Annotated in this window: 16 protein-coding genes and 1 rRNA gene; all 17 read left to right on the top strand. The window is 71.5% G+C overall.

Features of this window, described 5'->3' with window-relative positions:
- Positions 1-135: 135 nt before the first annotated feature.
- A 5S ribosomal RNA gene (gene rrf, locus AC3RJ7_RS16630) occupies positions 136-252 on the top strand.
- 132 nt (positions 253-384) lie between these two features.
- Positions 385-2,010 carry a hypothetical protein gene (locus AC3RJ7_RS16635; protein ID WP_491456980.1) on the top strand — a complete coding sequence of 542 codons (1,626 nt, stop codon included), beginning with the start codon at positions 385-387 and terminating at the stop codon, positions 2,008-2,010.
- The gene (locus AC3RJ7_RS16640) at positions 1,985-3,031 is read left to right on the top strand and encodes an HAD-IIA family hydrolase (RefSeq protein ID WP_491456981.1); all 1,047 of its coding nucleotides are present in this window, start codon (positions 1,985-1,987) and stop codon (positions 3,029-3,031) included. Before AC3RJ7_RS16635 ends, AC3RJ7_RS16640 begins: the two co-directional genes overlap by 26 nt.
- A gap of 37 nt (positions 3,032-3,068) precedes the next feature.
- Positions 3,069-3,260 (top strand): hypothetical protein, encoded by a 192-nt coding sequence (locus tag AC3RJ7_RS16645; RefSeq protein ID WP_491456982.1) that lies wholly within the window; start codon positions 3,069-3,071, stop codon positions 3,258-3,260.
- Entirely contained in the window at positions 3,257-4,066 is an 810-nt protein-coding gene (locus AC3RJ7_RS16650) for a TlyA family RNA methyltransferase (RefSeq protein ID WP_491456983.1), read from the top strand. Before AC3RJ7_RS16645 ends, AC3RJ7_RS16650 begins: the two co-directional genes overlap by 4 nt.
- Positions 4,063-4,977 carry an NAD kinase gene (locus AC3RJ7_RS16655; protein ID WP_491456984.1) on the top strand — a complete coding sequence of 305 codons (915 nt, stop codon included), beginning with the start codon at positions 4,063-4,065 and terminating at the stop codon, positions 4,975-4,977. The genes AC3RJ7_RS16650 and AC3RJ7_RS16655 overlap by 4 nt, the downstream gene beginning before the upstream one ends.
- A gap of 40 nt (positions 4,978-5,017) precedes the next feature.
- Positions 5,018-6,715, top strand: coding sequence for a DNA repair protein RecN (gene recN / locus AC3RJ7_RS16660; protein ID WP_491456985.1), 1,698 nt, complete (start codon positions 5,018-5,020; stop codon positions 6,713-6,715).
- A gap of 119 nt (positions 6,716-6,834) precedes the next feature.
- Positions 6,835-8,535, top strand: a complete 1,701-nt coding sequence (gene pyrG, locus AC3RJ7_RS16665; protein WP_491457317.1) for a CTP synthase — start codon at positions 6,835-6,837, stop codon at positions 8,533-8,535.
- On the top strand, positions 8,528-9,202 hold the full coding sequence (locus AC3RJ7_RS16670) for an NUDIX domain-containing protein (RefSeq protein ID WP_491456986.1): 675 nt from the start codon (positions 8,528-8,530) through the stop codon (positions 9,200-9,202). The genes pyrG and AC3RJ7_RS16670 overlap by 8 nt, the downstream gene beginning before the upstream one ends.
- Positions 9,157-10,104: a site-specific tyrosine recombinase XerD gene (gene xerD / locus AC3RJ7_RS16675; protein WP_491456987.1), complete on the top strand. Its 948-nt coding sequence runs from the start codon at positions 9,157-9,159 to the stop codon at positions 10,102-10,104. Before AC3RJ7_RS16670 ends, xerD begins: the two co-directional genes overlap by 46 nt.
- Positions 10,105-10,162: 58 nt before the next feature.
- Positions 10,163-11,050: a ParA family protein gene (locus AC3RJ7_RS16680; RefSeq protein WP_491456988.1), complete on the top strand. Its 888-nt coding sequence runs from the start codon at positions 10,163-10,165 to the stop codon at positions 11,048-11,050.
- A gap of 43 nt (positions 11,051-11,093) precedes the next feature.
- Positions 11,094-11,903, top strand: a complete 810-nt coding sequence (locus tag AC3RJ7_RS16685; protein ID WP_491457318.1) for a segregation and condensation protein A — start codon at positions 11,094-11,096, stop codon at positions 11,901-11,903.
- On the top strand, positions 11,893-12,621 hold the full coding sequence (gene scpB / locus AC3RJ7_RS16690) for an SMC-Scp complex subunit ScpB (protein ID WP_491456989.1): 729 nt from the start codon (positions 11,893-11,895) through the stop codon (positions 12,619-12,621). The genes AC3RJ7_RS16685 and scpB overlap by 11 nt, the downstream gene beginning before the upstream one ends.
- Positions 12,614-13,393 (top strand): pseudouridine synthase, encoded by a 780-nt coding sequence (locus tag AC3RJ7_RS16695; RefSeq protein WP_491456990.1) that lies wholly within the window; start codon positions 12,614-12,616, stop codon positions 13,391-13,393. The genes scpB and AC3RJ7_RS16695 overlap by 8 nt, the downstream gene beginning before the upstream one ends.
- Positions 13,390-14,478 carry a prephenate dehydrogenase gene (locus AC3RJ7_RS16700; protein ID WP_491456991.1) on the top strand — a complete coding sequence of 363 codons (1,089 nt, stop codon included), beginning with the start codon at positions 13,390-13,392 and terminating at the stop codon, positions 14,476-14,478. Before AC3RJ7_RS16695 ends, AC3RJ7_RS16700 begins: the two co-directional genes overlap by 4 nt.
- A gap of 37 nt (positions 14,479-14,515) precedes the next feature.
- Complete coding sequence (cmk, locus tag AC3RJ7_RS16705; RefSeq protein ID WP_491457319.1) at positions 14,516-15,175, top strand: (d)CMP kinase; 660 nt, start codon at positions 14,516-14,518, stop codon at positions 15,173-15,175.
- Positions 15,176-15,306: 131 nt separating this feature from the next.
- Positions 15,307-16,815 carry a ribosome biogenesis GTPase Der gene (gene der, locus AC3RJ7_RS16710; RefSeq protein WP_491456992.1) on the top strand — a complete coding sequence of 503 codons (1,509 nt, stop codon included), beginning with the start codon at positions 15,307-15,309 and terminating at the stop codon, positions 16,813-16,815.
- Positions 16,816-16,835: the final 20 nt, after the last annotated feature.

Raw genomic sequence — 16,835 nt, forward strand, 5'->3', positions numbered from 1 at the left:
ACTCGCGTCCACTCTGTGGTTCCCAACAGACGGAAAACACACTCAACAACTCAACACACGCACGCACACCCCACGGGGTGTGCACCCGAAACCACCAAACCACCACCCCATCGTGATGACGTTTGGTCCTAGAGTTTCGGCGGCCATAGCGCGAGGGAAACGCCCGGACACATTCCGAACCCGGAAGCTAAGACTCGCAGCGCCGATGGTACTGCAGGGGGGACCCTGTGGGAGAGTAGGACACCGCCGGACATTCATTCGAGAGTGGCCACCCACTGAGCTCAACAGCGAGCATCGGCGGGTGGCCATTTTTCGTTAACGGCAGGCCGGCACCGGTCCGGCAGTACGGTTGAGTCTGACGGACTCCCATTCGACAGGAACATCGTGAGCGATTCGAACAAGGACCGGGACGATCAGGGGCGCCCCGCGCGGAGCGGCGGATCCAAGAGCCGTGACGGGCAGGCATCCGGTCAGCGGCGACCGGCCTCCTCCTCCGACCGCAAGCCCCATGGTGACCGCGACGCGAAGCGTTCGTACGGTCAGCGGGAAGACCGCAAGCCGTACGGTGACCGTGACCAGAAGCGGTCCTATGGGCAGCGCGATGACCGCAAGCCGTACGGCGACCGTGACCAGAAGCGCTCCTATGGGCAGCGCGACGACCGGAAGCCGTACGGCGACCGCGACGCGAAGCGTTCGTACGGTCAGCGGGACGACCGCAAGCCCTATGGCGACCGCGACCAGAAGCGTCCGTACGGGCAGCGGGACGACCGCAAGCCGTACGGTGACCGTGACCAGAAGCGGTCCTATGGGCAGCGGGACGACCGCAAGCCGTACGGTGACCGCGACGCGAAGCGTTCGTACGGTCAGCGGGACGACCGCAAGCCCTATGGCGACCGCGATCAGAAGCGTTCGTACGGGCAGCGCGACGACCGCAAGCCGCACGGCGACCGCGACCGCTCGCACCACCGGTCCGGTGCAGGCCGCACCGACGATCGGCGCAACGCTCCCGCAGGCGGGACGCACGAGCGGCACGGTGCCGCCGACCTCGCCGTCCGCACCAGGCACGACGACCCGGTGCTGCCCGACCGGATCGAGGCCCGCCAGCTCGACAAGGCCGCCCGCGCCGAGCTCAAGACGCTGAGCAAGGAGAACGCCGACTGGGTCGCGCGGCATCTGGTGGCGGCATCCGAGTATCTGGATCACGACCCCGAGCTCGCCCACCGGCACGCGATGTCGGCCGCGCGTCGGGCCGGTCGCATCGCCGTGGTCCGTGAGACCCTGGCGATCACTGCGTACGCGACGGGCGACTTCGCGCTCGCGCTGCGCGAGCTTCGGACCTACCGGCGGATCTCCGGCAGCAACGACCAGCTGCCGCTCATGGTCGACAGCGAGCGCGGTGTGGGCCGCCCCGATCGGGCCCTCGAGGTCGGCCGTGCCGTCGACCGGGGCGAACTGCCCGCCTCCGTGCAGGTGGGCCTGGCGATCGCGATGTCGGGCGCCCGGCTCGACCTCGAGCAGCCCGAGCTCGCCCTCGCCGAGCTCGAGATCCCGCAGCTCGATCCCGAGCGCGCCTTCTCGTACAGCCCGGCGCTGTTCTCCGCGTACGCCGAGGTGCTCGAAGAGCTCGGCCGCGACGCGGAGGCCGAGCGCTGGCGAGTGCTCGCGGTCCGGGCCGATGCGGCCCTCGCCGGCCCGGCGGAGGCCGAGCTCATCGAGATCTTCGACCTCGAGGCCGAGGGCGACGAGGACATCGCGATCCCGGCCGTCGAGGAAGCCGCGGAGGTCTCGGCCGCAGTCGTCGACGCATCCGGAGACTCGGCCGACGACGACGCCGAGCCCGGGGTCACCGTCGCGGTCGAGGCGGTCGAGGCGGTCGAGCTCGACGACCCGGGCGACGTGCTCGAGGACGACGTGCGTGCGGTGCTGGCGGAGGGCGAGGACCTCGCCGCCGACGAAGCCGAAGCCGCGACCGAGGAACCCGCCGATGGCGCTGTTCCGCACGCGGACTGAGCCTGCGACGCCGCTCGACGGCGTCGATGCCGTGTTCGCCGACCTCGACGGCGTCGTCTACGCGGGTGCGGGCGCGATTCCGCATGCGGTCGAGAGCCTGAACCTGGCGAAGCGATCCCGTTCGGTCGGGTACATCACGAACAACGCGTCGCGCAGCGACGTGTCCGTCGCCGGCCACCTGACCGAGCTGGGCCTGCATGCGGCGGCCGACGACGTCGTCACGTCGCCCCAGGCGGCCATGCGGCTCCTCGAGAGTCGGGTCGCGCCGGGCGCGCTCGTATTCGTCGTCGGCGGCGAGGGCATCGAGGTCGAGCTTCGCAAGCGCGGCTTCCGCGTCACTCGCTCGGCCGATGACGCCCCCGATGCGGTCGTGCAGGGCTTCACGCCGGAGGTCGGCTGGAAGGACCTCGCCGAGGCCGCATTCGCCCTTCGCACCGACGGTCCCGGCATCGACGGTTCGGATGCCGCGGGCGGAGGGATCCCGTGGATCGCGACGAACATGGACTGGACCATTCCGGTCGCCCGCGGCATCGCCCCCGGCAACGGCACGCTCGTCTCGGCCGTGCACACCGCGGTCGGGCGCCTGCCCCTCGTGGCAGGGAAGCCCGAGACGCCGATCTTCGACGAAGCGAGGCGGCGGTTCGACGCCTCGAACCCCCTCGTCGTCGGCGATCGCCTCGACACCGACATCCTCGGGGCGAACCGGGCGGGAATGTCGAGCGCGATCGTGCTCACGGGCATCGACCGCGCGAAGCAGCTGCTCGCCGCCGACGCCTCGAGCCGGCCCGATTTCATCCTGTCCGACCTCCGCGGCCTCCACGAGCCGTACCCGACCGTCGAACGCCTCCGCGGCGACGTGGTGCGGGTCGGCGCGGCGCGCGTGCGTCTCACCGGCAACCGCGTGGAGATCGTCGCCGAAGGCGACGGCGGACTCGACCTCCTCCGCGCGGCGTGCGCGACGATCTGGGAGTCGGGCATCGGCATCCACGTGCTCGACGTCCCGGCGCGCCTCTACGCGTGATCACCCTCGTGTCGTGCGCGCGGGGTAGCGTGGACGGGTGAGCATCGACCACGAGTACGATCCGAGCGATCCCGCAGACGACGAGGTGAGCGAGGGTGCCCGTGGCGCCCTCGCCGAGATCGAGGGGCTGCCGCTCGAGGAGCGTGCGCCGGGTTACGAGGGCCTTGCCGCGCGCCTTCGCGACGAACTCGAGCAGTCCGACCCGTCGGGCACCTCGCGCCCGTCATGAGCGACCAGCGTCTCGATGCGGCGCTCACGGCCCGCGGCCTCGTGCGCTCGCGCACCCAGGCGGCCGCACTCATCGCCGAGGGGCGGGTCTCGGTCGACGGTCGCCCCGTGGTGAAGGCCTCGTTCAAGGTCCGCCCCGACGCGCAGCTCTCGGTCGAGTCATCCGACCACTACGTGAGCCGTGCCGCGCACAAGCTGATCGCCGCGCTCGACGGATTCGCCGTCGACCCGGCGGGCCGTGTCGCCCTCGATGCGGGTGCGTCGACGGGCGGCTTCAGCCAGGTGCTGCTCGAGCGCGGGGTGCGGACCGTGCTCGCGGTCGACGTGGGCCACGGCCAGCTCGCGGCCGAGCTGCACGACGCGCCCGGGCTCGTGCTCGTCGAGGGCTGCAACGTCCGAGGCCTGACGCCCGAGTCGCTCGCCGCCGCGACGGGCGTCGCGGATCGGCCCGATCTCGTCACCGCCGACCTGTCGTTCATCTCGCTGACCACCGTGCTGCCCGCGCTGCGTTCGACCGCGGCCGACGGCGCCGACTTCGTGCTGCTCGTGAAGCCGCAGTTCGAAGTCGGTCGCGGGGGAGTGCGTGAGGGCATCGTGCACGATGCGGCCCTCCGATCCGAGGCCGTCATGAACGTGCTCTGGGCCGCGCACGACCTCGGCCTCGGCACGGCAGGCGTCCTGTCCTCCCCAATCGCCGGATCGCACGGGAACCGCGAGTTCCTCGTGCACCTGCGGGCGGCGGGCGGCTCGAATCCGACAGAATGGTCGGGTCGGGTCGACGAGCTGACGAGAGGAGCGCACGGGTGAACGACGCACGCCACTTCCTCGTGGTCTCGCACACCGGCCGGCAGTCCGCCCTCGAGGCGACGGGGGCGGTCTGCACGCAGCTGCTCGCGGCCGGCGCCGTTCCCGTGATCGCGGCCGAGCACTGGGAGGACGTGCACGCGTTCGTGCCCGAACTCGACGGCGGCGTCGTGCGCTTCGAAGACATCGACCCCGCCCGCATCGAGCTCGTGATCGTGCTCGGCGGCGACGGCACGATCCTGCGCGGGGCCGAACTCATCCGCGACCACCCGGTGCCGCTGCTCGGCGTCAACCTCGGCCATGTCGGGTTCCTCGCCGAGAGCGAGCGCGACGACCTCGGCTACACCGTCTCCCGGGCCCTCGCGCGCGACTACGTCGTCGAAGAGCGCATGACCCTGTCGGTGCGGGCGAAGGTCGGCGCCGAGGTCGTGTACGAGAGTTGGGCGCTCAACGAGGCGACCGTCGAGAAGGCCGAGCGCGAGCGCATGCTCGAGGTCGTGATCGAGGTCGACCGCCGGCCACTGTCGTCGTTCGGCTGCGACGGCGTGGTCATGTCGACGCCGACGGGCTCGACCGCGTACTCGTTCTCGGCGGGCGGTCCCGTCGTCTGGCCGAGCCTCGAGGCGCTCCTGCTCGTGCCGCTCAGCGCGCACGCGCTCTTCGCCCGCCCACTCGTCGTCGGGCCCGAATCGTCGCTCGCCGTCGAGATCCTGCAGCGCACCGAGACGTCCGCCGTCATCTGGTGCGACGGGCGGCGCACCTTCGACCTGCCGCCGGGTGCCCGAGTGATCGTGCGTCGCTCCGAGACGCCGGTGCGGCTCGCGCGACTCCACGAGGCTCCGTTCACCGACCGCCTCGTCAACAAGTTCCAGCTGCCCGTCACGGGGTGGCGGGGCCCGGCGGGTCGCGAATGATGGGCGTGATGGGCGAGATTCCGTTGAGAGGGGGCGCGCGATGATCGAGGAGCTCGGCATCCGCGACCTCGGCGTCATCGCCGAGGCGACGCTGCCGCTCGGCGCCGGGTTCACCGCCGTCACCGGCGAGACCGGCGCGGGCAAGACGATGGTCGTGACCGCCCTCGGGCTGCTGCTCGGCGCCCGCTCCGACGCGGGGGCCGTGCGTTCGGGGGCGAAGCAGGCCTGGGTCGAGGGGCGATGGATCGTTCCCGACGCCGGAGCCATCGCCGACCGCGTGGCCGAGACGGGCGGGGAGATCGAGGCGGGCGAGCTGCTGCTCGGGCGATCGGTCTCGTCGGAGGGGCGCAGCCGCGCCGTCGTCGGCGGCCGCAGCGCGCCCGTCGGCGTGCTCGCCGAGCTCGGCGACGAGCTCGTCGTCGTGCACGGTCAGGCCGACCAGCAGCGGTTGCGTTCGGCGTCGGCGCAGCGCGACGCGCTCGACCGCTTCGCCGGAGCACCGCTCGCAGAGACGCTCGACGCATACCGAGACGTGTTCGAGCGATGGCGCGCCGATGCGGCCGAACTCGCCCGCCTCCGCGACGAGCACGACGCCCGCGCCCGCGAGGCCGAGGCGCTGCGCGCCGATCTCGACGAGGTCGAGGCGATCGACCCGCAGCCCGGCGAGGACGCCGAGCTGCACGAGCGCGCCGAGCGGCTCTCGAATCTCGAAGAGCTCCGACTCGCCGCCGCGCAGGCGAAGGCGCTCGTCTCCGGCGACGAGGTCGTCGACGACGCGCCCGACGCGATGACGCTCGTCGAGGCGGCGCGCCGGCACCTCGAGCGAGTCTCCGAGCACGACGCGGCGCTCGCCCCTATCGCGGAGGCGCTCGCGAACGCCGGCTTCCTGCTCGCGGATGCGGGCACCGAGCTCGCCGGCTACCTCACGGGCCTCGACACCGACGGTGCGCGCGAACTCGAGCTCGTGCAGGAGCGCAGGGCGGTGCTCGCCGGACTCATCCGCCGCCACGGCGATCTCGACGACGTGCTCGCCTTCCGTCGCGACGGCGGCCTGCGACTCGTCGAACTCGACGGCGACGACGAACGCATCGCCGAGCTCGACATCGCGGTGGGCGAACTCGCCGCCGAGGTCGACCGGCTCGCCGAGCGCATCACCGAGCAGCGGACCGAGGCGGCCGCGCGGCTCGCCGAGGCCGTCACGCACGAGCTCGCTGCGCTGGCCATGCCCGACGCGGTGCTGAGCGTGAGCGTCGAGCCGAGCGCCGAGCCGACCGCGCACGGACGCGATCAGGTCTCGATCCTGCTGCGACCGCATCCCGGCGCCGAGCCGCGGTCGGTGTCGCGCGGCGCGTCGGGCGGCGAGCTCTCCCGCGTCATGCTCGCGATCGAGGTCGTGATCGCCGGCGCCGACCCGGTGCCGACCTTCGTGTTCGACGAGGTCGACGCGGGTGTCGGCGGTGCGGCGGCGATCGAGATCGGCCGGCGCCTCGCCCGGCTCGCGGAACGCTCCCAGGTGATCGTCGTGACCCATCTCGCCCAGGTAGCCGCCTTCGCGACGAACCACCTGAGCGTGGTCAAGGGCACCGACGGCGCCGTCACCGCCTCGAGCGTCCGGCAGCTCCTGGGCGCCGACCGCGAGGCGGAGATGGCCCGGCTGCTGTCGGGCCTCGCCGATTCCGAGAGCGGCCTCGCCCATGCGCGGGAGCTGCTCGAGATCGCCTCCGAACGGGCGGCCTGAGACTGCGGCCGACAAGGCTGGAACCGAGCGGGGCCGGTCAGCTCCGGACGACGAAGGGGGAACGCGTGGGGCATGTCGCGGCGAGCGATCGGGAACGTGGGTTAGAATACAAGCCCGTGGTGGATGAACGCGGAACAGCGCAGAGCGCAGACAACAACGACACGACCAAGCACATCTTCGTGACCGGTGGTGTCGTTTCTTCATTGGGCAAGGGACTCACCGCCGCGAGCCTCGGCAACCTGCTGACGGCGCGCGGCCTCCGGGTGGTCATGCAGAAGCTCGACCCCTATCTCAACGTCGACCCGGGCACGATGAACCCGTTCCAGCACGGCGAGGTCTTCGTGACCGACGACGGCGCCGAGACGGACCTCGACATCGGCCACTACGAGCGCTTCCTCGACATCGACCTGTCGCAGGCCGCGAACGTCACGACCGGCCAGATCTACTCGACGGTCATCGCCAAGGAACGCCGTGGCGAGTACCTCGGCGACACGGTGCAGGTCATCCCGCACATCACCGACGAGATCAAGCGCCGCATGCGTCTGCAGGCGACCGAGAGCCCGAAGCCCGACGTGATCATCACCGAGATCGGCGGCACGGTCGGCGACATCGAGTCGCAGCCGTTCATCGAGTCGGCGCGCCAGGTGCGCCACGAACTCGGCCGCAAGAACGTGTTCTTCGTGCACGTCTCGCTCGTGCCGTTCATGGGCGCCTCCGGCGAGCAGAAGACGAAGCCGACCCAGCACTCCGTCGCCGCGCTGCGCTCGATCGGCATCCAGCCCGACGCGCTCGTGCTGCGCAGCGACCGCCCCGTCACCGAGTCGAACAAGCGGAAGATCGCACTCATGTGCGACGTCGACGAGGCCGCCGTCGTGAACGCCGTCGACGTGCCGTCGATCTACGACATCCCGACGATGCTGCACGAGCAGGGTCTCGACGCGTACCTCATCGACGCGCTCGGCCTCGGCGAGAAGGCCGACGCGGTCGACTGGTCGGGCTGGAGCGACCTGCTCCGGGTCGTGCACGACCCCAAGCACGAGGTGAAGATCGGGCTGGTCGGCAAGTACATCGACCTGCCCGACGCGTACCTCTCGGTGACCGAGGCGCTCCGCGCCGGCGGCTTCGCGAACGACGCGAAGGTCAACATCGAGTGGATCCCCTCCGACGAGTGCCAGACGCCCGAGGGCGCCCAGAAGCACCTCGCGCACCTCGACGGCATCTGCGTGCCGGGCGGTTTCGGCGTGCGCGGCATCGAGGGCAAGCTCGGCGCCCTGCACTTCGCGCGCGACAACGGCATCCCCGTGCTCGGCCTCTGCCTCGGCCTGCAGTGCATGGTCATCGAGTACGCGCGCAACGTGGCCGGGCTCCCCGGCGCGTCGTCGAGCGAGTTCGATCCCGACACCGAGTTCCCCGTCATCGCCACGATGGAGGAGCAGGTCGAGATCATCTCGGGCGGCGACCTCGGCGGCACGATGCGCCTCGGCCTGTACCCGGCGAAGCTCGGCGAGGGCACGATCGCGGCCGAGCTCTACGGCTCGACCGACGTGAGCGAGCGTCACCGCCACCGCTACGAGGTCAACAACGCGTACCGCGACCGCATCGCCGAGGCCGGCCTCGTGTTCTCGGGTCTCTCGCCCGACCGCAACCTCGTCGAGTACGTCGAGCTGCCGCGCGACGTGCACCCGTTCTACGTCGGCACCCAGGCGCACCCCGAGCTGCGCAGCCGGCCGAACGACGCCCACCCGCTCTTCCGCGGGCTCGTCGCGGCGGCGCTCGAGCGCCAGCAGGCGAGCCGCCTGTTCGACGTCAACAATGGCTGAAACCGCCGAAGCGGTCGTCGGCGGGTCGCGCGAGCGACTCGCCGACGACCCGGTCGAACTCGTGATCGTCGAGAGCGAGGAGGTCTTCACCGGGCGCGTCTGGAGCATCCGGCGGGAGACGTTCGAACTCGGCGGTGCACCGATCGTGCGCGAGTTCATGGACCACACCGGCGCGGTCGGCGTGCTCGCGCTCGACGACGACGACCGGGCGCTCCTCATCAAGCAGTACCGTCACCCCGTGCGGATGCGCGACTGGGAGATCCCGGCGGGCCTGCTCGACGTCGCGGGCGAGGATCCGCTGGCGGCGGCGCAGCGAGAGCTCGCCGAGGAGGCGGATCTCGAGGCGTCCGAATGGGCCGTGCTCACCGATTTCGCGACCTCGCCCGGCGGCAGCGACGAGGTCATCCGCGTGTACCTCGCCCGCGGCCTGCGCGCGACGCCGGCGGAGTACGCGCGCGAAGACGAGGAGGCGGAGCTCGAGACGAGGTGGGTGCCCCTCGACGAGTGCGTCGACGCGGTGCTCGAGCGGCGTATCCACAATGGTCCGCTCGCCGTCGCCGTGCTCGCCGCGCACGCGGCCCGCGGCCGCGGCTGGCGGGGCCTCGGCGAGGCGGATGCCGCGTGGCCGAGCCGCACCGCACCGATTCGGGGCACGTCGGCATCGTGACGACCGCCGCACGGGTCGACGGCTACCTGCGGCACCTCGCCGTGGAGCGCGGCCTGTCGCGCAACACGACCGCGTCGTATCGGCGCGACCTCGCGATCTACGCCGACTGGCTCGCGACGCGCGGCCCGGGTGAACTCGACCGCGTCGCCGAGCGCGACCTCTCCGACTTCGTGCGGTTCCTCGGCGCCGAACGCGACCCGGTGCTCGCGACATCCTCGATCGCGAGAGTGCTGTCGGCCGTTCGCGGGCTGCATCGTTTCCTCGCCGAGGAGGGCGAGCTCGCCACCGACGTGTCGCGCGACCTGCGACCGCCGAAGCTGCCCGCCCGGCTCCCGAAGGCCATTCCGGTCGAGGACGTCGCGGCGCTCATCGCCGCCGCGGGCGGCGACGACCCCGCCCAGCTGCGCGATGCGGCGCTGCTCGAACTCCTCTACGCGACGGGTGCACGCGTCACCGAGGCGATCTCGCTCAACGTCGACGACCTCATCGACGACGAGGTCGTGCGACTCTTCGGCAAGGGCGGCAAGCAGCGGATCGTGCCGCTCGGCAGTTACGCCCGGCGGGCGATCGGCGCGTACCTCGTTCGCGCCCGGCCCATCTTCTCGGCGCGGGGCCCGGCTACGCCGGCGCTGTTCCTCGGGGTGCGCGGCAAGCGGCTCTCCCGCCAGGGAGCGTGGGACGTGATCCGGGCCGCGGCCGAGCGGGCGGGACTCGAGGCATCCGTGTCTCCGCACACGCTGCGGCACTCGTTCGCGACGCATCTGCTCGAGGGCGGGGCCGACGTGCGCGTCGTGCAGGAGTTGCTCGGACACTCGTCGGTCGCGACGACGCAGATCTACACGCTCGTCACAGCCGATACACTCCGGGAGATGTACACGGCAGCACACCCGCGTGCTCGCTAGAATCGACCAAGCCCACGACCGAACGGGCGCAGGCCCGGCCCAGGAGAGAAGACGACACGTGACGCAGCAGAAGCACGACTCGGCGGACGGAATCGCTTCGCTGGAGCCGGAGCTGGGTCCGACGGGTCGTCCCCACCGCGAGTTCCCCGAGCCCGCCGCGCTCGCCTCGCACGGGCCGGCTCGCATCATCGCCCTCTGCAACCAGAAGGGCGGCGTCGGCAAGACGACGACGACGATCAACCTCGGCGCGACGCTCGCCGAGTACGGTCGCCGGGTGCTCGCGATCGACTTCGACCCGCAGGGCGCACTGTCGGCCGGTCTCGGCGTGCAGACCCACGACGTGCCGACGATCTACGACCTGCTGCTCTCGCGGCAGATCGAGCCGAAGGACGCGATCCAGAAGACGACCGTCGACGGCCTCGACGTCATCCCGGCGAACATCGACCTCTCCGCCGCCGAGGTGCACCTCGTGACCGAGGTCGCCCGTGAGCAGATCCTCGCGGGGGTGCTGCGCCGCGTCGCGTCCGACTACGACGTCATCCTCATCGACTGCCAGCCGTCGCTCGGCCTCCTGACCGTGAACGCGCTCACGGCGAGCCACGGCGTCGTCATCCCGCTCGAGTGCGAGTTCTTCGCGTTGCGCGGCGTGGCCCTGCTCATCGAGACGATCGACAAGGTGCGCGACCGCCTCAACCCGGCGATCACGCTCGACGGCATCCTCGCGACGATGTACGACGCGCGCACGCTCCACTCCCGCGAGGTGCTCGAGCGCGTGGTCGACGCCTTCGGCGACCAGGTGCTCGAGACGGTCATCACCCGCACGGTGAAGTTCCCCGACGCGACGGTCGCGGCGACGCCGATCACCGAGTTCGCCCCCGAGCACCAGGCGTCGAAGGCGTACCGGCAGCTCGCGAGGGAGCTGGTCTTCCGTGGCGCGGTCGCCTGAGCGGGCGCCCGCCGAGCAGGCTGCACCAACCGAAGAGGCGACGGTGACGGATGCCTCGGCCGAGGGCGACGAAACCGGCTTCCGGGTCGCGCTGACCAACTTCGAGGGCCCATTCGACCTGCTGCTCTCGCTCATCGCGAAGCACGAGCTCGACATCACCGAGGTTTCGCTGTCGAAGGTGACCGACGAGTTCATCTCGTACTTGAAGGGCCTCGACTCCGAGGAGGAGCTCGATCGCGCGAGCGAGTTCCTCGTCGTCGCCGCGACGCTCCTCGACCTCAAGGTGGCCGGCCTGCTGCCGCAAGGCGAGCTCGTCGATGCCGAGGACGTCGCGCTCCTCGAGGCCCGCGACCTGCTCTTCGCCCGCCTGCTGCAGTACCGCGCCTTCAAGGAGGCCGCCCGGTGGTTCAGCGGCGAGCTCGATGCCGAGGCGCTGCGCCACGCGCGCACGGTGCGGCTCGAGGAGAGGTTCCGGCAGAAGGCGCCCGAACTCGTCTGGACGCTCACCGCCGGCGACTTCGCGGCGCTCGCGACGCTCGCGCTCACCCCGCGGGAGATCCCGGTCGTCGGCCTCGACCACCTGCACGCGCCGCTCGTGTCGATCCGCGAGCAGGCGGCGCAGGTCGTCGCGGTGCTGCGCCGCGGTGAACCGGTGACCTTCCGGCAACTGATCGCCGGCGTCGCCGAGCGCGGCGTGGTCGTCGCGCGATTCCTCGCCGTCCTGGAGCTGTACCGGCACGCCGCGATCGGCTTCGACCAGATCGAGCCGCTCGGCGAACTGACCCTGCACTGGGCCGCCGAGCAGTGGTCCGACGCGAACCTCGAGAGCCTGGGGGCCGACTATGACGAATGAGACCACGCAGGCGGGGGAGGGCGTCGAGTCGCCGCCCGTGGGGGAGCCGGCCGCGCCTGCCGCGCCCGACGGCCCCGAGCTCTCGGTCGCGACGCCGCTCGACGTGCCCGGCCAGCCTCGCCTCGACCTCGACCGCGCGATCGAGGCGATCCTGTTCATCGCCGACGAGCCGCAGAGCGTCGTGCACCTCGCGGCGGCGGTCGCGCGGCCCGTCGCCGAGGTGCGCGCGTCGATCGCGCGACTGCGCACCGACTACGACGGCGGAGCACCCTCGGGTGAGCCGCGCACCGACCTCGCCGTCGAGGAGACGACCGCTCGCGGCATCCGCCGCGCCTTCGAACTGCGCGAGGTCGGCGGCGGCTGGCGCTTCTACGTGCGCGGCGAGTACGACGCGCTCGTCACCGACTTCGTCGTGACCCAGTCGTCGACCCGGCTCTCGCAGGCCGCACTCGAGACGCTCTCGGTCATCGCCTACAAGCAGCCGATCTCGCGGTCGCAGGTGGCATCGATCCGGGCGGTGAACGTCGACTCGGTCGTGCGAACCCTGCTCGGCCGCGGGCTCGTGACGGAGGTCGACACCGACCCCGAGACGGGCGCGATCCTCTACGGTACGACCGAGCTCCTGCTCACCAACCTCGGCATCAACTCGCTCGACGAGCTGCCGCCGATCTCGCCGCTGCTCGACGACGGACAGGGAGGGTTCGACCTCGATGGCTGAATCGGATGTCGCAGGCGTTCGCCTGCAGAAGGTGCTCGCCGCGGCCGGCGTCGCGAGCCGGCGCGTCATCGAGGAGTACATCCTCGCGGGGCGGATCGAGGTCAACGGGCGCATCGTCACGGAGCTCGGCACCCGGGTGGACCCCGAGACCGACCTCGTCTCGGTCGACGGCGTCGCGGTGCAGCTCGACACCGCGAAGCGCTACTACATGCTCAACAAGCCGACCGGCGTCGTCTCGTCGATGCGCGACGAGCAGGGGCGCCCCGACCTGCGCCGCTTCACCGATGCGCTCGAGGAGCGCGTCTACAACGTCGGTCGGCTCGACGCCGAGACGAGCGGGCTGCTCGTGCTCACGAACGACGGCGAGCTCGCGCACGTGCTCGCCCACCCCTCGTTCGGCGTCGAGAAGACCTACGTCGCGAAGGTTCGCGGACGACTGACCGCGCAGACGCTGCAGCGCCTGAAGCAGGGCATCGAACTCGACGACGGGCCGATCAAGGCCGACCGGGCGAAGATCCTGCAGACCCAGGGCGACGCCAAGCACACCATCGTCGAGATCACCCTGCACTCGGGCAAGAACCGCATCGTCCGCCGCATGCTGAAGGCCGTCGGGCACCCGGTCGTCGAGCTCGTGCGGCGCCAGTTCGGGCCGCTCCACCTCGGTACACTGAAGGTCGGTCAGCTGCGGGAGCTGACGAAGGACGAACGCGGCCGGCTGCTCACCATCGCCCGGAACGCGAACGGCGGGGCATCGGCACGAGAGGGGCAGTGAACGTGGTCGAATCACGCCTCACCGGACCGGTGCGCGTCGTCGGCGCCGGCCTCCTCGGCACGAGCGTCGCGCTCGGACTGCGCGCCCGGGGCATCGACGTGATCCTGGCGGACGCCTCGCCGACGCACGTCGCCATCGCGACCGACCTCGGCGCCGGACGCCCCGCCCGCTCCGACGACGCCCCGCAGCTCATCGTCGTCGCCGTGCCGCCCGACGTGACGGCGCGGGTCGTCGCCGACGAGCTCGCGTCGTTCCCCGACGCGATCGTCACCGACGTCGCGAGTGTGAAGGCCGGAATCCTCGACGAGCTCGTCGAGGGCGGCGCGGACGTCTCGCGCTACATCGGTTCGCACCCGCTCGCGGGGCGCGAACGCGGGGGGCCGCTCGCCGCCCGCGCCGATCTCTTCGCCGGCCGGCCGTGGGTGGTCGCCGCGCACGACGCCATCAGCTATCAGCGCGCCGGGGCGATCGACGACCTCATCCTCGATCTCGGGGCGACGCTCGTCGAGATGACGCCGGACGAGCACGATCGGGGCGTCGCCCTCATCTCGCACGTGCCGCAGGTCGTGTCGAGCGTCATGGCGCGCCGGTTCATCGACGCGCCGAACGCCGCCCTCGGCCTCGCCGGACAGGGCGTGCGCGACGTGACCCGCATCGCCGCGAGCGATCCCGACCTCTGGGTGCAGATCCTCGGCGCGAACTCGGCTCCGGTCCGTGACATCCTCGTCGCCTTCCGCGACGACCTCGACCGGTTCATCGACGCGCTCGGCGACCCGGCCGCGCCCGGCGCCCGGCGTCGCGTCGCCGAGGAGCTCACCGGCGGCAACACCGGGGTCTCGCGACTTCCGGGCAAGCACGGCACCGACAAGCGATTCACGACCGTCGTCGTGATGGTCGACGACCGGCCCGGCCAGCTGGCCCGGCTGCTCGCCGAGATCGGCGAGATCGGCGTGAACCTCGAAGACCTGCGCCTCGAGCACTCGCCGGGGCGCCAGGTCGGCCTCGCCGAGGTGCAGGTCGTGCCCGAGGCCGCCGACCGACTGACCAACGAGCTCGCCGCGCGCGGCTGGCGCATCGCCGGCTGAGCCGGCCCGAACCACCACCCTGGAGGCATCCGTGGAGATCCCCGTCGTCGTCGCCGTCGATGGCCCCGCCGGCAGCGGCAAGTCGAGCGTGTCGAAGGCGGTCGCGAAGCGCCTGTCGTACGGGTTCCTCGACACCGGCGCCGCGTACCGCGCGTTCGCCTGGCACGTCGAGGCCTCGGGCGTCGACACCGACGACGCCGACTCGGTCGTCTCGTGCCTCGCGAGCTTCGACTACCGCATCGGCACCGACCCCGGCGGGTACCGGGTGCACGTCGGCGAGACCGACGTGACGGAGGCGATCCGCGACCCGGAGATCTCGGCCGTCGTGAGCCGCGTCGCCAGGGTTCCCGAGGTCCGCGCGCACCTCATCGAGCTCTTCCGCGCGATCATGGCCGCCGAACGACGCCCCGGCATCGTCGTCGAGGGACGCGACATCACGACGGTCGTCGCGCCCGACGCGCCGGTCCGCATCCTGCTGACCGCCTCCGAGGAGGTGCGGATGGCCCGGCGCGCCGCCGAGCTCACCGGCAGTTCCCTCGAGGCCGTCGGCGACGCCCTGCGCAAGCGCGACGCTGCGGACTCGAAGGTCGTCGAGTTCATGACCGCGGCCGAGGGCGTCACGACGGTCGACTCGACGGAACTCGATTTCGACCAGACGGTCGACGCGATCATCACGGTGGTCGGGGCACGCGCCTGAGGCGCTCCGCCGCCGGTCGCCCGGCGGATGCCTCCACCCCGCGGCGCCCGTATCCGGAGTTCCCAGCCGCCATACGGCAGACTGGTAGCCGCGCGCATTCGCGCCCACGATCTTTTCCTTCAGGAGACAGCATGACCGACCAGCGCGACGAGTACGACGTCGCCGACGACGACCTGGCCGAGCGGCTCGCCGGCGTCGACGACGAACTCGCGGAGCAGCGGGCCGCAGCCCTGCGCTCCGGCCTCAGCGACTACGAGCTCGACGAGGACGACCTCGAGGTCCTCGAGCACTCGGAGGAGGGCGTCGAGGGCATCCGCTACCTGCCGGCCCTGCCCGTCATCGCGATCGTCGGGCGCCCGAACGTCGGCAAGTCGGCGCTCGTGAACCGCATCCTCGGCCGCCGCGAGGCCGTCGTCGAGGACACCCCCGGCGTCACCCGCGACCGCGTCTCGTACAAGGGCGAGTACCTCGATCGTCGCTTCACCCTCGTCGACACCGGCGGCTGGGAGCCCGACGCGAAGGGCATCGACGCCTCCGTCGCGGCGCAGGCCGAGGTCGCGATCGACCTCTGCGACGTCGTGCTCTTCGTCGTCGACGCGACGGTCGGCGCGACGGCGACCGACGAGCACGTAGTCCGCCTGCTCCGTAAGACGAAGAAGCCCGTCTTCCTCGTCGCGAACAAGGTCGACGATGCGCGTCAGGAGCCCGAGGCCACAGCGCTCTGGAACCTCGGTCTCGGCGAGCCGTACCCGGTCTCGGCGCTGCACGGGCGCGGCGTGGCCGACCTGCTCGAAGAGGTCTTCAAGGTGCTGCCGCAGGTCTCGGCCGTCGCGAAGGAGGAGTTCGGCGGCCCCCGCCGGGTCGCGATCGTCGGTCGGCCCAACGTCGGCAAGAGCTCGCTCCTCAACAAGGCGGCCGGCGAGGAGCGGGTCGTCGTCAACGACCTGGCCGGCACCACGCGCGACCCCGTCGACGAGCAGATCGAGCTCGGCGGCAAGATCTGGCGCTTCGTCGACACCGCCGGCATCCGGCGCCGCGTGCACCTGCAGCAGGGTGCCGACTTCTACGCCTCGCTGCGCACGCAGGCGGCCCTCGAGAAGGCCGAGGTCGCGGTCGTGCTGCTCGACGTCACGCAACCGATCTCCGAGCAGGACGTGCGCATCATCGACCTCGTGCTCGAGTCGGGTCGTGCACTCGTGCTCGCGTACAACAAGTGGGACCAGCTCGACGACGATCGCCGGCGCTACCTCGAGCGCGAGATCGAGCAGGACCTGCACCACGTGACCTGGGCGCCGCGGGTGAACATCTCCGCGCGCACGGGGCGCCACCTCGAGAAGCTCGTGCCGGCGCTCGAGACGGCGCTCGAGGGCTGGGACACGCGCATCCCGACCGGGAAGTTCAACGCCTTCCTCACCGAGCTCACGCAGGAGCACCCGCACCCCGTCCGGGGCGGCAAGCAGCCGCGCATCCTGTTCGGAACGCAGGCAGGCAGCCGTCCGCCGACATTCGTCCTCTTCACGACCGGGTTCCTCGACCCGGGCTACCGCCGGTTCATCCAGCGCCGCCTTCGCGAGGTCTACGGCTTCGAGGGGACGCCCATCGTCGTGAACATGCGGGTCCGCGAGCGCCGCCAGCGCTGACCCCGGACGCTGATTCGGGG

The organism is Agromyces solani (assembly GCF_058349925.1).

Coding starts and splice junctions, on each gene's coding strand:
- AC3RJ7_RS16640 (WP_491456981.1), top strand. CDS start 1,985: ATGGCGCTGTTCCGCACGCGGACTGAGCCTGCGACGCCGCTCGACGGC.
- AC3RJ7_RS16650 (WP_491456983.1), top strand. CDS start 3,257: ATGAGCGACCAGCGTCTCGATGCGGCGCTCACGGCCCGCGGCCTCGTG.
- recN (WP_491456985.1), top strand. CDS start 5,018: ATGATCGAGGAGCTCGGCATCCGCGACCTCGGCGTCATCGCCGAGGCG.
- AC3RJ7_RS16670 (WP_491456986.1), top strand. CDS start 8,528: ATGGCTGAAACCGCCGAAGCGGTCGTCGGCGGGTCGCGCGAGCGACTC.
- scpB (WP_491456989.1), top strand. CDS start 11,893: ATGACGAATGAGACCACGCAGGCGGGGGAGGGCGTCGAGTCGCCGCCC.
- AC3RJ7_RS16695 (WP_491456990.1), top strand. CDS start 12,614: ATGGCTGAATCGGATGTCGCAGGCGTTCGCCTGCAGAAGGTGCTCGCC.
- der (WP_491456992.1), top strand. CDS start 15,307: ATGACCGACCAGCGCGACGAGTACGACGTCGCCGACGACGACCTGGCC.